The sequence below is a fragment of the Deltaproteobacteria bacterium genome (genome assembly GCA_016874775.1).
Classification (GTDB): domain Bacteria; phylum Desulfobacterota; class Binatia; order Bin18; family Bin18; genus VGTJ01.
In genome coordinates, this window is record VGTJ01000162.1 from 1 (window position 1) to 14,488 (window position 14,488).

The window sequence follows — 14,488 nt, forward strand, 5'->3', positions numbered from 1 at the left end:
GTCGCCCGCGTTCATCCAGCTCTTCGACCAGACTTCGATACTTAGACCGAAGCCAGCACACAATGGTCTCGTCTCTCATCCCTGCTCTTGTGCAGAGGCTCTCCACTCCGGTCAATCACTATTGCGGTAAGTTGTTTCCTGCCACCGCCTAACTACCTCGTCAAGAGTCATGCAGTACTGCACGCTTTGAAGGAGGGCTTTGAACGGACCCACATGGTCGAAGCAATTCTTGAGGGAACTATCATTGAGGAATATCCAGATGATCAACGCGTGCTCATCTGTGGCAAAACCAGTTTGGCAAAGACCACCGATATTTACTTGCACGTCGTCTGTGAATACGCTGGTGCGGTCTATGCTGAATTTGTGACAGCCTATATTCCTGAGGAACACGAGTGGGAACAGCCACCGCTCAGACGACGCAAACGAAAGAGGCGCTAAGGTATGACAAGCAAACCTATTCCCATGTGCAGCGAACATCACACAGAGAAACAGTGGCGGCTGACCACGTTCGAGTATCACGAAGCGGGGATTACTATTCGCGTTCCTAATTGCTACGCCTGGGTGTGCCCAGTGGATGGTGAGGCGTCGTTTACCCCAGACATAGTTGACGAACTACTTCTGACCATTCGGGAACTCCTCCTTACGGCCAAGCGTGCCCAGGGACGACGTTCAGAACTGACCCAATATATTGTTTCGGTCGACAGAGCGCCGCAAGAAAAAATCACAGCCAGTGCTTCCACAGAAGAGTAGACCGCGCCTAACCCCTCTCAGCCGGTCATGAAGCCAGCCTTACCCAATCCGATGAAAAAAAGACTGCCGGGAGCTACACTACACTCGGTTCTGGCGTAACAGAGGTCGCGAGGTCTTGGTGCGTGTAGCCCGTCTCTCAGCCGGACCCGCGAGCCGTTTTCCGGCGCCCGTTCCTGTTGCCACCCGTGCGGTGAGTACGTAAAGATGAGGGACACCTCGACTGCAATGGCCTTGCGCATGCTGGGCTCAGGGAAATGCTCAGTCACATCTTTCCGATGAGACTTGTGTGTCAGCCGTTTGCCGATGCCCATACATGTCTGGCTCATCACGATCTATAGATATTTGGCATGTGGTAGGGTAAAGTCCCAAGGACGTTTACCGGCGAGGTTCTGGAAACCTGTAGTGCGAAGGAGATAAGAGCGGCGCCTGCTGAAGCAATATATTGCTCATCAGATATGGGATTTCCGTACAAATGAGTAAAATAATTTGCATTCTAAAGACATTTGTAAAAAGGAGAGCAGACGATGTCGATCAGTGTTGACCCTAATACTGGACTGAAGATCTTCAACACTCGTGCGGCGAGCACGATGGTCAATGTAGTCGGGAGAGGTTACTCGGTCACTCAAGATGAGACACTCAAGACACTGCCACCGCAACTTGCAGGTGCAGTGTTCAACGCTGAGGAGCAGGCCAAGTATCGCTCGTTCAAGGAAGCTCGCCGAGGGGCGGCGGACTACATGGCAATGGAGGGCGAGTTCAGCAAGTATCTGGAGGACGTGTACTCCGCGGCTCCGATTCCTCGTGAAGCCCTGAACGACGAGTGCGAAATTCTCGTAGTAGGGGCTGGTTTTGGAGGTCTGCTGTTGTGGCACAAGCTGCGCCAGGCTGGGTTTACTGACATACGGTTCTGTGAGAAAGGCGGGGATGTCGGCGGCACCTGGTATTGGAACCGCTATCCGGGCATTGCCTGTGACGTGGAGTCATACAGTTATTTCCCGTTACTGGAGGAGATGGGCTATTTCCCGACCATGAAATTTGCCTCGGGATTTGAGATCTTCGAATACTGCCAAAAAATGGCCGAGAAGTTCGACTTCTATAATCACTGTTTGTTTCATACCGCGGTGGAGAAGACGGAGTGGGACGAAAAATCTGGACGGTGGATTGTGCACACGAACCGCGGTGACGCCATGCGGGCACGGTACCTGATCTATGCGAATGGAATCCTTACCTCGCCAAAGCTGGCCCGTATCGATGGTATGGAAACGTTTCAAGGTGAGTCGTTCCACACCTCGCGATGGAAGTACGATATCGCTCTGGACGGGAAGCGAGTCGGGATCATCGGCACCGGAGCGACGGCGGTGCAGGTCATTCCTGAACTGGCGAAGGTCGCCGGAGAACTCTACGTCTTTCAGCGCACGCCGTCCACGATCGATGTGCGTGATCAGCGTGCAACCACGCAGGAGGAGATCGACCAGTGGGGGCATGAGCCGGGCTGGGCGAGAGCCCGTCGGGTGCGCTTCGCCCGCATCTCTGAGGGGCGTACGGCCATCCAAGCGAATGACGACTACCTCGCTGGCCGGGTTGCTGATTTCCGCGAGCGTAAGCAGTACGAAACCAAATTATCGCCCGAGGAGCTGGTGCAAAGACAGCTCAACACGAGTTTCCGGATTATGGAGCAGATCCGCGCTCGGGTCGATGCCATCGTCAAAGATCCGAAGACCGCGGCAGCCCTCAAGCCGTACTACCCGTATGGGTGCAAACGGCCTACCTTCCACGATGAATACCTCCCGACGTTCAACATGCCGCATGTCCATCTAGTAGACACTGCGCCGATGGGCGTCCGCAAGATCACCGAGAAGGGAGTCGTGCACGACGGGGTTGAGTATCCGCTCGATGTGCTCATCTATGCGACTGGCTTCCAATGGATGGCAAGTGGGGTATTTGAGAAGACGAAAGGCCGTAATGGTCGCACGATTACGGAGACATGGGCGAAAGAAGGCACCAAGACCTTTCTCGGTCTCCACGTAAAAGACTTCCCGAACCTCTTCGTCGTTACTGGCCCTCAAGGTGGCGGCGGCAGCTTTAATTTCACCGATGCCATCGACGCTCATGGCGACTATGTCGTGTGGTTGCTGTCGACGCTGCGGGACAAAGGTGAGACTATCGTTGACATTCACCGTAAGCCGCAAGAGGAGTACGCTGAGCACTGCCGGCAGGCAGATATCATGAGTGCGCCGCTGCGCGACTGTCTCTCGTATTACAACGGACACGGCGACGCTGAGCCCGGCAGCCTTGCTTATTACGGAGGTGGCCGCTGGCATAAGTACCGTCGAGCCGCACAAGACACGCTCCAGCCGTACCTCTTTGGTCCGGCCAAGTAGATTGATGGTGACAGCACGAAGGAGATCTGCTGGGCCTTTCTGCACGATGTGACATCTATAAGGAATGGCCCAGTCGAACTCTCCGAGCAGGGCTGTAGTGCCTGTGGTTCTCGCGCGAATGGCTAAGCGCTAGGCCTCATCAAGGGTTCGGGGAGGCGAAGGAGGGATATATGAAATTTGGTATGGTGATCCCGACCATTGGACCATTAGCAACTGGCGCCGCCGCAATGGAGGCACAAATCACGATCGCGCAGCGAGCAGAGGCCTTAGGCTATGACTCGCTGTGGGCTCCCGACCATGTGGTATTTCCCACGACGATTAACTCGAAGTATCCATACAACGACACAGGGAAGTTGCCATTCGGGGCCGATATCCCACTGTTAGAGCCGATTGCGGCATTAGGAGTCCTTGCCGGTGCGACCAAGCGCGTACGCCTGGGTACATGGGTCCTGGTGTTACCGCATCGCAATCCCATTGTCACGGCTAAGATGTGGGCGACACTCGATGTGATGTCCGGAGGGCGGATGTTGTTGGGCGTGGGGATCGGATGGATGGAAGAGGAGATCACGCTCTTAGGCGCACCGTATAATAAACGCGGGGCGCTGAGTGATGAATATATTCGTGCCATGCGTGAACTGTGGAATAGCCCCGACCCGACGTTCCAGGGCCAATATGTGAACTTCAGCGGGATTAAATGCGAACCGAAACCCGTGCAAAAACCGTTTCCTGTCTGGATCGGTGGACATTCGGCACGTGCCATGCGTCGTGTTGTCGAACTTGGCGACGGCTGGCTCGCGGTACCCAAGGGTTACGACAACTTCAATGAGACGAACGAACTGCTTGTGCGCGCGGCTAAAAACGCCGGGCGTGACCCTCGCAGTGTGCCAGTCATCATTGGGACGCTCTATGCTCCTTCGGTTGACGCCAGTATCTCCGACATTAAGAAATACCAGGCGCTTGGCTATGACTCTTTCATTGTGCCGGTGCCGTTTTGGGCACAGGATCTTAAAGGTGCGCTTGCGGTCATGGAGGAGTTCGCTCGCAAAGCGAACATGTAGACCGAGGGCATCGTCACGGAGCCAGAGAACGTATGGCAACTCGCCCTGGCAGTGAATGTATCAAGAGTCTCCGTGACGACCGATCCGCACCTCCAAACTATATGGTCACCGCTAGAATATGGCACCACACGGAGAAAAGAGAGAAAGCATGTCGGCTTTCTCAGGCCATAACGCCGGGCACCGGTGCCAAATTGTGTAAGCTCGCCTTGCACGCCTGTCAGCAGAACGATAGGCTTCCTGCATGTGGTTGACGACTGAACGCGCCCGACAGCGTCTCGCGCAAGAAAAGCGCTTGTTCACTGCCAATACAGAAGGTGAGATTCCGGTCTGCTTGATCTATCCTAATCGCTACCCTGTAGGGATGGCGAATTTGGGATTTCATGCGGCCTATAAGATCATTGCTCAAGATCCGCGTTGTCGTTGTGAACGTGCGTTCTTGCCCGATCCCGATGAAACTGATGCATTGAGCCGAGCGAAAACACCGCTTGCGTCGCTCGAAACTCAACGGCCACTGTCGGATTTTGAATTATTGGCGTTCTCGTTATCGTTCGAGACCGACTACATTCATATTCTCGACATTCTCGCTGCAGCTCATATCCCGCTGCTCGCGAGCGAACGTGAGGAGCATCACCCTATTATCATTGCTGGCGGACCAGCAACTTTTCTCAATCCTGAACCGATAGCTGACTTCATTGACCTGTTCTTGATCGGTGAAGGTGAAGAGATGATTCCTGAGTTCATCGAGCGCTACGCTGAACTGCGGACCGCCCGGTGTAGCCGGAACGACAAATTACATGCGTTGAGTGCGATCGAAGGAGCCTACTTTCCGATACTATTTGCCCCGCAGTACGATGCACAAGGGCGAATCGAACGAGTTGCGTATCGAGGCGGAGGCACGCCGCGGGTCAATCGTCGGCTCATCAAGAATCTTGATGCGTATCCCACAACATCGCAGATCCTCAGCCCCGAGGCGGTATTTGGTGATATGTTTCTCGTCGAAGCGAGTCGCGGTTGTGAATGGGGCTGCCGTTTCTGTGCCGCAGGTTACATGTATCGTCCGGTGCGCTATCGTAGCTTCGCGTCAGTAAAACAAAGCGTGACTGAAGGATTGCAAGAGCGGTCGACAATTGGACTGGTCGGTGCGGAAATGGCCAGTCAGCCAGGGATTGCAGCTTTATGTCAGTTTATCGGCCAGGCTGGGGGCCGTGCCTCACCATCGTCATTGAAAGCCGATGTGATTACCCATGATCTTGCTGCTGCACTCGGGGCGCAAAAAAATCGTTCGGCGACGGTCGCGCCAGAGGCCGGTTCTGATCGCATGCGTCGCTTGATCAATAAGAATCTGACAGAGCCAGAGATTCTCCGTGCCGCGGAATGGCTGATCGGTGGTGGTGTGCAATCACTAAAGATGTATTTCATGTTGGGGCTACCAACCGAGAAAACTGAAGATGTCGAAGCGATTGCGGATCTCACCGCCAAGATTCATGAACGATATTGTGGCAAGGGCGCGAAAGTTGGTGGGCTCACGCTTTCTGTGAATGCCTTCTCGCCAAAACCGTGGACTCCGTTGCAATGGGAACCAATGGAAGAGATGCGCGGATTGCGAGACAAATTCACGCTCCTGAAGAAACGACTTGCGCGACTCCCTCGTGTGACTGTCGATACAGAATCCCCACGTGAAGCCTACTATCAAACACTCCTCTCTCGTGGTGATCGTCGCACGGGCCAGATTTTGCTCGAGGCCCATCAGAACGGTGGAGATTGGTGGAGCGTCGTCCAACGCCTTCGGCGTGCGTCCAGAGTCCAGAGTCCAAAAGGTAAGGAAATTCAAAATTCAAAATTCAAAATTCAAAATTCAAAAGACCTAACCCCTAACCCCCAACCCCCAACCCCTGATTTCTTCGTTCACCGCCGCTACGACCCGAAAGAAATCTTGCCGTGGGATTTTATTGATCATTCGGTGAGTCAACAGTATCTACTATCCGAATGGCGAAAAGCTTTGCTGGGTTTGCAAACGCAGCCGTGTGATGTCACTACATGTCATAAATGTGAAGCGTGTTGAGGAAAATATGGGGCTGGGGGGTAGGGGCTGGGGACTGCCCTCTCCTCCCAACACGCCCCAAGTCTCTAGCCCCAAGTCCCAAGATATAAAATTTGGACTTTTTCCATGATTATCGCCATCGGGAATGATCTGGCTGAAGTTGATCGTATTAAGGCGGCTGTGGATGATCCACGTATTGGAGCCCGCTTTCGCGATCGTGTGTATACAAAAGGTGAGCAGGAATACTGTGAGAGCCGTCGAGCCGGGAAGTATCAAAGTTACGCAGCGCGTTTCGCGGCTAAAGAAGCGACGATGAAAGCGCTGGGCCGTGGCTGGGGACGCTACGTTGGCTGGCTCGATATTGAAGTCGTACGTAGGCGTGGCTCACGTCCAGAGATCGTGCTGCACGGCAAAGCCAAGGAATATGCTGAATCCCTCGGAATTCAGCGCTTGCACCTTGCCCTTACCCATACTGCAGCGCTCGCGGAGGCGGTTGTTGTTGCCGAAGGGGAGGAACGTAAACGATAATCCGAAAAAATCCTCTTTCTGCTCGCGACGAAATTGGGCCAAAGACCATTCGTGCACGTGACGCTGAGACGTTGCGCTTCTGTCGTTCTGAGCCCTTCGACAAGCTCAGGATAAACTACGCGAAGAATCTCTCTGCAAGACCCTCCGTTGCACTCAGGGTGACAGCTCAGGTGTACTCATCTTTCCTGGTTCGATTTAGAGACGGTTGTATCCGTTCAAGGCTGCGACCTTATACGCCTCCGACAATGTGGGATAGTTCACCACGTTGTCGATGAAATACTCGATCGAGCCACCATAGGTAATCACAGCTTGTCCGATGTGAATCAGCTCAGACGCGCGCTCACCGATGATATGCACGCCCAACAGTTGCAGGGTTTCACGATGGAAGATTAATTTCACCATACCATCGGTTTCCCCCATAATATGGGCGCGAGCAGTCTCACGATAATACGCATGACCGATTTCGTACGGAACACGATCTTTGGTCAACTCTTCCTCTGTTGCGCCGACCATCGAAACTTCTGGAATCGTGTAAATGCCAAACGGCAGCGGACCGAGAGGGGATTGCAAGGCTTTACTTTCGTCCCGACCATTCAGACGGCGAAATGCATGTGCTGCCGCAAGGCGTCCCTGATGCATTGCTGTCGCGGCGAGGGCAGGGAACCCGATGACGTCTCCGACTGCATAAATATGCGGAAGTGATGTTTGAAAATGTTCGTTGACGTTGAGCAGGCCGCGGTTGTCCGTCGCAAGCCCGATCGCTTGTAACCCTAACGTATCTGTGTTGCCGATACGGCCTGCTGCATGGAGTACTCGTTCGGCGGTTACGACCTTGCCACTCGCGCAGTGAGACTCGACTCGATCCGGTTCAGGAACCACAACCTTCGTGACTTCTTCACCGAAGTGCATCACGACTCCGGCATTGAGCATGCGATACAGCAGGCGTTGCTTGAGTTCGTCATCGAGAAAGTCAAGGATATTGGAACGGGTATCGATGAGCGTCACTTTCACTCCCAGTGTCGCAAAAATCGAAGCATACTCGCAGCCGACAACTCCTGCACCAATGACCGCAAGGGTGCGTGGAATACGTTCCATGTACAGCACGGAATCTGTGTCAAAGACATGAACGTTGTCGAAGGGAATCGATGGTGGACGTGCTGGGCGCGAACCAACGGCAAGAATGACTTCTGCGGCAGAGCACGTGCGGCGCGAACCATCGGCACTCTCGATCGCAAGCCGGTGGGAATCTACAAAGGTGGCCTGCCCATGAAAGATGTCGACATCGTTGCGATCAAGCTTGCGCCTGGTTGCGTCGGCTTGGGTCTGAACGACGGTCGTTTTGTATCGCAAGAGGTCCTGAACGCCTAAGCGATGTTTCTTAACCGCGCACTGAATGCCTGGAAAGGTGCGTTGTTCGAGACTGGAGATGAACAGCACAGCTTCACGAAGCGTCTTACTCGGGAGCGTTCCGAAATGGGTGCATGAGCCACCGAGTTGGCCCCCGCGTTCAACGACCGCGACGCGTTTATCCAGCTTTGCCGCTTGAATGGCGGCTTTTTCCCCTGCTGGGCCAGACCCGATAACGATCAAGTCATAGTCATATTCGGCTGTGGGCGATGTGATAGTTACTGTTTGTGTACTCATGCAACCCCCTCGTGCATTATAGAGATTGGCGGGAAGCGAAGAAAGTTAAGGCGAGGTTGTTTTCGACGAGTTCTTATGGCAGCGTCTATGGGCACAGAAGGAGATGCGAGTATGGATAAAGGGAAACGGGAACAGTTTGTCAATCAGATGATGGGTTATGTAACGGGCGCTGCGCTCTCAGGCATGATCTACATTGGTGATCGGGTCGGGTTGTTCAAGGCACTCGCTGGTGCCGGAGCTATCACGAGTAGCGAACTGGCAACGAAAACTGGATTACAAGAACGCTACGTGCGGGAATGGTTCTCGGCAATGGCTGCCGCAGGGATCGTCGAATATGATGCCGCAACTGAACGGTTCTCATTTCCAGAAGAACATGCGGCTGTGTTGGCTGACGACGACAGCCCGAGTTTCCTCGCGGGGTTCTTCCAAAATACGCCAGCTATGATCAACGTCGCTCCACGTGTGGCTGAGGCGTTTGTCAAAGGTGGCGGGGTGCCGTTTTCAGAATATGGTCCGGATCTGGTCGCTGGGATCGATCGCAGCAATCGGACGCAATACCAGTTTCATCTGGTGAAGCGATGGTTGGCCGCGATGCCACAAGTTGTGAGCTGCCTGCAGAGTGGTGGGCGTGCGGCTGATGTTGGTTGTGGTAGTGGCTATCCGAGTATCCTTATGGCACAGGCCTTTCCGCAGTCGCAGTTCTATGGATTCGATGTGAGCGAGGAGTCCTTGGCGCGTGCTCGTGCTGATGCGCAGCAGAAAGGCGTGGCTGACCGTGTCGAGTTTCAACGTGCCTCAGCGACGGCGTTACCCAACAATCCGAAATTTGACGTGATTACGTCTTTTGATGCGATCCACGATATGGTTGACCCACGTGGTGTGTTGCGCTCGATCCGCAGTGCACTAACGGACGATGGGACCTATTTTATGGTCGAACCCAAGGCAGGAGATACGCTGGCCGAGAATATGGGACCAATGGGTGCGATGATGTACTCGATGAGCACGTTGCATTGCATGACGGTTTCCTTAGCGCATGGTGGGGAAGGAATTGGCACTGCGATTGGGCCGACAAAGATTAAGGAGCTTGCTGCGCAAGCTGGGTTCACACGAGTGCGACGCTTGCCGATCGAGCATCTGGCGCAAGCGTTTTATGAGATCAGACCGTAGCTGGGAGCGCGGGCGTCCCGCCCGCACCTTAAGCGGCCGAGACGGTCGCGCTCCCAGGTTATTGGGCATCCAACGATATCCGATTGCCATGCGCCAACAGATCAGCGACGGTCTGTAAAAATGCTCCAGCTGGTGCACCGTCAATGATGCGATGGTCGAAGGTTAAGCTTAGCACCATCATCGAGCGTTTGGCAATTTCGCCGCGATAGATCACCGGTTTCTCAACAATCCGCCCAACACCAAGAATGCCAATCTGCGGTGCGTTGATAATTGGGGTAAACCCATCAACGCCAAACATGCCGAGGTTGGAGACCGTGAATGTTCCACCGGAGACTTCTTCCAATGTCAGTTTGCCTGCACGGGCTTTCTCGGCGAGTGCACGCGCTTCTTGCGCAATCTCTCTGAGTGACTTTTTATCAGTGTTGGGGACGACAGGAACAATCAACCCTTCCTCTAGGGCGACAGCAATGCCGACGTTGATCTGCTCAAGGTGACGGATGGTTTCGCCATCGAGCATTGAGTTCATGCGTGGGTGTTGCTTGAGTGCATGCGCACATGCTTGCACGATAAAATCGGTGTAGGTCGCATTAAACTCACGTTGCACTTCCTGACGACGATCGATCAATTGTGTCACGTCAACTTCAGTGGTGATGGTGAGCTGAGCACTCCCTTGCAGGCTTTTATGCATGCGTTCCGCGATGACTTTGCGCATGCCACGAAGGGGGATACTCTGGCCTGCGGGAACTGGTGCTGCTACTGGACGTGGTGCTGATGCCGCAGTTGGTGTTGCTGCTGGCGCTGGGGGAGGTGCCGCAACTGGGGTCGGGGCTTTGGCACGATCAGCGAGAGCTTTCTCGACATCTTCGCGCGTGACGCGACCCCCCGGCCCTGTACCAACAAGCTGTGAGACATCGATGCCATTCTCCTGTGCAAGTTTGCGGGCTGCTGGGGTAATGGGAGCACCCTCTCTTCGACCGCTTGCTGATGCGGCTGCAGGAGAAGAGCTTGCGGCAACCGTGACACTTGGTGCAGCAGCAACAGACACTCCGGTTGTTTGGGGGGCGGGAGCACCGCCGCCATAGCGAGCTGCGACCTCGGCGACGTTTTCGCCTGCTTCAGCAATCACTGCGACTGGTAAGCCCACGGCAACCACTGCTTCAAGCGGGTAGAGTAGCTTTGCGACTGTTCCGGTACCCTTGCACTCGACTTCATAGAGCACCTTCTCAGTTTCGACTTCGAACAGTGCTTCTCCCGCTTTGATCGCATCCCCTTCGTTCTTAAACCACTTTTGAATTGTTCCTTCGGTCATGGTCAGACCGAACTTCGGCATGGTGACTTCTACCGCCACGGTTCTCCCCTTCCTTAACTTGCAGCTTTTCCCCGGTAGTTTTTAGTATACTCAAGTAGAATCGGAGAGGGGGAGAATCGGTGAATCGGAGAAAGAAAAATATTTCCGACTCTCCGTTTCCCTGTTTCTCCGTTTCTCCGTTTCGTGTCTTACCCGAGCATCTCCTTCACCATCGAGATGATCTTCTTATCATCAGGCAGGACGAACTTTTCCATTGGCGGACTGAAAGGAATCGGGACATCTGGTGCGGTCAGCCGTTTAATAGGCGCATCCAGCAGGTCAAAGCCTTTGTCTGCTATTACTGCTGCAATTTCTGCGGCTGCGCCGCAGCGAAGATGTCCTTCATCGACGACTATCACTTTGTGTGTTTTCCCGACGGAGTTGAGAATGATCTCTTCATCGAGCGGAATGAGCGAGCGAGGATCAACCACTTCGACCGAGACGCCTTCTTGTTCCAGTGTCTTAGCGGCGGCGAGTGCTTTAGATACCATCGCGCCAATTGCAACGACGGTGATGTCCTTCCCTTCGCGTTTCACGGCCCCTTTGCCGATCGGTACGAGGTGCTCTCCTTCTGGTACTTGACCACGGAGGCGACCAAGTCCCATATGTTCGAAGACCAGCACCGGGTTGTTGTCGCGGATCGCGCTCTTTAACAGCCCTTTCATATCGGCTGGGTCTGAGGGAGCGACGATCTTTAAGCCTGGGACGCTCATAAACTGTGCATACACAGTCTCTGAGTGCTGAGCGGCAGCTTGTCCGGTCGCACCGTACGCTGTACGAAAGGTAATAGGAATATCTGCTTGTCCACCAGACATGTAGCGCAGTTTTGCAGCTTGGTTACACACCTGGTCCCAACAGCAGTAGAAAAAGCTCGCGAATTCAATTTCTACGATGGGGCGCATACCGGCCATCGCTGCGCCGACACCAGCCCCGGCATATCCTGCTTCAGAGATCGGAGCATTACGCACGCGATCGGCGCCAAACTCATCGATTAGACCACCAGTCGCGCCAAACGCGCCGACCCACACATCTAACCCGATGATAAATGTCAACGGATCGTGGCGTAACTCTTCGCGTAATGCTTCATTAATCGCTCGAATGTATGAAAGTTCAGGCATGGTTTTTCTCCTTTTTGAGCCGTCAGCGCTCAGCAATCAGCGGTCAGCCAGACAATAGTAAGGAGGAACGAACGCATGTTTGACGATAAAGTTTCTTGGCTGAAAGCTGATCGCCGATAGCTGAGAGCCATTATTACGCCGCCGAAAACATATCCTCCATTGCCTCTTCTGGTGCTGGCAACGGACTGTCGATGGCATACTGAACCGCTTCTGCGATGTCGCGAGAGGCTTCCGCTTTGATGGCCTCTAGCTCAGCTTTGGTGAACATGCCGCTGGCGGTAAAACGACTCTCGAAGGTGATAAGTGGGCAGCGTTTCTTCCATTCTTCGATTTCGTCGGCTGGGCGGTACGATTTCTTGCCGAGAAATCCCTCTTCGCCCACGACGTGACCTTCCCAACGATAGGTCTTGCATTCGATCAGGGTAGGGCCTTCGCCCCGGCGTGCGCGAGCAACCGCCTCTGAGGTTGTTTCATACACTTCAACTACATCGTTGCCGTTAATGATGACCCCAGGCATATCGTGTCCGCGCGCGCGATCCGCAATGTCTTTTACTGAAGTCACGTCTTTGCCAGCCGTGAACTCACCATAAAGATTGTTCTCGCAGACATAGACGACCGGGAGTTTCCAGGCCGAGGCGATGTTGAGTGACTCGTGGAAGGTGCCTTCATTCGAAGCGCCATCACCAAAGAAACAGACTGCCACTTGGCCACTCTTTTTCATTTTCGCGGCGAGTCCAGCGCCAGTTGCGATGGGTAACCCAGCGCCGACAATGCCGTTCGCGCCAAGAATGCCGATACTAAAGTCGGCAATGTGCATCGAGCCACCTTTGCCCTTGCAGTAGCCAGTCTTGCGGCCAAAAAGTTCTGCCATCATTGGCTTGAGTTTCCCGCCTTTAGCGAGCAAATGGCCGTGTCCACGGTGCGTGCTGGTAATATAGTCTGTATCTGTGAGTGCGGCACACACACCGGTTGCCGATGCTTCTTCACCGATTGAGACATGGACGAATCCAGGAACTTTCCCTTCCTTGAACAAGTCACGCAGTCGTTCCTCGAACTGGCGGATCGTCTGCATGGTACGGTACATTTTGAGCAGTTTTTCCTTACTTACTTCTGCCATATGGCACCCCCTTTTGGTGGTTGACAGTGAGCGTGGGCGGACAGGTGTTCATAGTCTGAAATGTGGGGATTGGTCAACTGCTAGGGCGGTTGCGTGTGTTTGCCTTGTCGCAGAAAACCGGCTACTTGTTAAAGGGAATGCCAAGGCATGTGGAGGTGGATGATGGGATGGAAAGGATGTAGTGCCTTCTGGCCGGTGCTTGGACTCTTCATTGTGACGTCAGGGTGCGGTGCGTTCCGCGGCCCCCTCGAACCGATGAGTACTGCGGTCTACTTCTCACCTGATGGTGGGGGGACCGAAGCAATCGTCCGTGAAATTAACCGAGCGCAATTTCGTATTTGGGTGCAAGCTTATAGCTTTACCTCGGCGCCCATAGCGGAGGCGTTGATCGCTGCTCACAAGCGCGGCGTGGAAGTGGTCGCAGTATTGGACAAGTCCAATGAGAGAGATAAATACACCGCAGCCACGTTTCTCAATAATTCAGGCATTAAAACTTTGATCGACGACCGGCACGCGATTGCGCACAACAAAGTGATGGTGATCGACAACGCCACGTTGATCACTGGCTCCTTTAACTTCACCAAAGCGGCAGAAGAGCGGAATGCTGAAAATGTTCTGATCTTGAATGATATTCCCCATCTCGCCGGGGCGTACGCGGATAACTTCGTTGCCCACGCGCAACACTCACAGCCGTATCAGTTCGCTGGGGAAATTTTGCAAGCGCCGGTTGCAAGTCGAAGGCCACCAGCGAGTAACACGCGAGCGATGGCGACCAAGCGAATACGTGAGTCTCAAAGTGTGAATAAGGCGCCCGAGGGAGCATCTTCACTCAGGAGCAAGCGGAAAAAAGAAGCTGCTCCTGTGCAGGTGGCAATGGTTGGCCGCGGGCAGATTGTGAGTGAAGTTCGTGCGAACCGACGGAGCAAGCAATACCGCACCTTCGGCTGTCGCGGTTACGACCTCATCAATCCGGAAAATCAAGTGGTCTTTACCAGCGAGCAAAAAGCCACTGCGGCAGGGTATCGCAAAGCAGAGGCTTGCCAATAAATCGCTTCGGAGTTAGGTGATTTCCCAAAAAGGGGATCCCTGAGATGTCGATGTTCTGCCGATAGGGGCAGGCACAGCCTGCCCTACCCAGAGCCGGCAAAGACACGTAGGGCGGGCTGTGCCCGCCACCAGAGACTGCGGGATCTTTTCTCTAAGAAATCGCCTTAGAAAGTGTTTTTTAATTCGTATTTTCCGTCGTCACCATCCGCAGCGTGCGCCGGATACTGGCCAAGTACACCATAGCGTCACTGGAAACGGTGGTATGTTCGAAGTCCCGACACAAGCGCCG

Annotated in this window: 12 protein-coding genes; 8 read left to right on the top strand and 4 right to left on the bottom strand. The window is 54.1% G+C overall.

Annotated features, from left to right (window positions below; all coding sequences use genetic code 11):
* Window positions 1-81 precede the first annotated feature (81 nt).
* The 6 genes from FJ147_22280 (at window position 82) to acpS (ending at window position 6,758) form a co-directional block, all read left to right on the top strand.
* On the top strand, window positions 82-438 hold the full coding sequence (locus FJ147_22280) for a DUF4258 domain-containing protein (GenBank protein MBM4258614.1): 357 nt from the start codon (window positions 82-84) through the stop codon (window positions 436-438).
* A gap of 3 nt (window positions 439-441) precedes the next feature.
* Complete coding sequence (locus FJ147_22285; protein ID MBM4258615.1) at window positions 442-750, top strand: hypothetical protein; 309 nt, start codon at window positions 442-444, stop codon at window positions 748-750.
* Between the two features lie 524 nt (window positions 751-1,274).
* Complete coding sequence (locus FJ147_22290) at window positions 1,275-3,131, top strand: NAD(P)/FAD-dependent oxidoreductase (GenBank protein MBM4258616.1); 1,857 nt, start codon at window positions 1,275-1,277, stop codon at window positions 3,129-3,131.
* Between the two features lie 170 nt (window positions 3,132-3,301).
* On the top strand, window positions 3,302-4,189 hold the full coding sequence (locus tag FJ147_22295) for a TIGR03619 family F420-dependent LLM class oxidoreductase (protein MBM4258617.1): 888 nt from the start codon (window positions 3,302-3,304) through the stop codon (window positions 4,187-4,189).
* 241 nt (window positions 4,190-4,430) lie between these two features.
* Window positions 4,431-6,251: a radical SAM protein gene (locus FJ147_22300; GenBank protein ID MBM4258618.1), complete on the top strand. Its 1,821-nt coding sequence runs from the start codon at window positions 4,431-4,433 to the stop codon at window positions 6,249-6,251.
* 105 nt (window positions 6,252-6,356) lie between these two features.
* Window positions 6,357-6,758: a holo-[acyl-carrier-protein] synthase gene (acpS, locus tag FJ147_22305; GenBank protein ID MBM4258619.1), complete on the top strand. Its 402-nt coding sequence runs from the start codon at window positions 6,357-6,359 to the stop codon at window positions 6,756-6,758.
* Window positions 6,759-6,953: 195 nt separating this feature from the next.
* Here acpS and FJ147_22310 read toward each other — a convergent pair whose 3' ends face one another.
* Window positions 6,954-8,402, bottom strand: coding sequence for a Si-specific NAD(P)(+) transhydrogenase (locus FJ147_22310; protein MBM4258620.1), 1,449 nt, complete (start codon window positions 8,400-8,402; stop codon window positions 6,954-6,956).
* 75 nt (window positions 8,403-8,477) lie between these two features.
* On the opposite strand from FJ147_22310, the gene FJ147_22315 reads away from it, so the two are divergent.
* On the top strand, window positions 8,478-9,569 hold the full coding sequence (locus FJ147_22315) for a class I SAM-dependent methyltransferase (protein MBM4258621.1): 1,092 nt from the start codon (window positions 8,478-8,480) through the stop codon (window positions 9,567-9,569).
* A gap of 58 nt (window positions 9,570-9,627) precedes the next feature.
* On the opposite strand, the gene FJ147_22320 is transcribed toward FJ147_22315, so the two are convergent.
* The 3 genes from FJ147_22320 to FJ147_22330 form a co-directional block, all read right to left on the bottom strand.
* A complete protein-coding gene (locus FJ147_22320; protein ID MBM4258622.1) occupies window positions 9,628-10,917 on the bottom strand; it encodes a 2-oxo acid dehydrogenase subunit E2 in 1,290 nt (429 codons plus the stop codon).
* 149 nt (window positions 10,918-11,066) lie between these two features.
* Window positions 11,067-12,035, bottom strand: coding sequence for an alpha-ketoacid dehydrogenase subunit beta (locus tag FJ147_22325; GenBank protein MBM4258623.1), 969 nt, complete (start codon window positions 12,033-12,035; stop codon window positions 11,067-11,069).
* 133 nt (window positions 12,036-12,168) lie between these two features.
* Complete coding sequence (locus FJ147_22330; GenBank protein MBM4258624.1) at window positions 12,169-13,152, bottom strand: thiamine pyrophosphate-dependent dehydrogenase E1 component subunit alpha; 984 nt, start codon at window positions 13,150-13,152, stop codon at window positions 12,169-12,171.
* 159 nt (window positions 13,153-13,311) lie between these two features.
* Here FJ147_22330 and FJ147_22335 point away from each other — a divergent pair, with 159 nt between their 5' ends.
* On the top strand, window positions 13,312-14,199 hold the full coding sequence (locus tag FJ147_22335) for a phospholipase D family protein (GenBank protein MBM4258625.1): 888 nt from the start codon (window positions 13,312-13,314) through the stop codon (window positions 14,197-14,199).
* Window positions 14,200-14,488: the final 289 nt, after the last annotated feature.

Bases quoted from the DNA above. Each gene is read 5' to 3' on its own strand.
- FJ147_22285 (MBM4258615.1), top strand. From the start codon at position 442: ATGACAAGCAAACCTATTCCCATGTGCAGCGAACATCACACAGAGAAA.
- FJ147_22290 (MBM4258616.1), top strand. From the start codon at position 1,275: ATGTCGATCAGTGTTGACCCTAATACTGGACTGAAGATCTTCAACACT.
- FJ147_22295 (MBM4258617.1), top strand. From the start codon at position 3,302: ATGAAATTTGGTATGGTGATCCCGACCATTGGACCATTAGCAACTGGC.
- FJ147_22300 (MBM4258618.1), top strand. From the start codon at position 4,431: ATGTGGTTGACGACTGAACGCGCCCGACAGCGTCTCGCGCAAGAAAAG.
- acpS (MBM4258619.1), top strand. From the start codon at position 6,357: ATGATTATCGCCATCGGGAATGATCTGGCTGAAGTTGATCGTATTAAG.
- FJ147_22310 (MBM4258620.1), bottom strand. From the start codon at position 8,402: ATGAGTACACAAACAGTAACTATCACATCGCCCACAGCCGAATATGAC.
- FJ147_22315 (MBM4258621.1), top strand. From the start codon at position 8,478: ATGGCAGCGTCTATGGGCACAGAAGGAGATGCGAGTATGGATAAAGGG.
- FJ147_22325 (MBM4258623.1), bottom strand. From the start codon at position 12,035: ATGCCTGAACTTTCATACATTCGAGCGATTAATGAAGCATTACGCGAA.
- FJ147_22330 (MBM4258624.1), bottom strand. From the start codon at position 13,152: ATGGCAGAAGTAAGTAAGGAAAAACTGCTCAAAATGTACCGTACCATG.
- FJ147_22335 (MBM4258625.1), top strand. From the start codon at position 13,312: ATGATGGGATGGAAAGGATGTAGTGCCTTCTGGCCGGTGCTTGGACTC.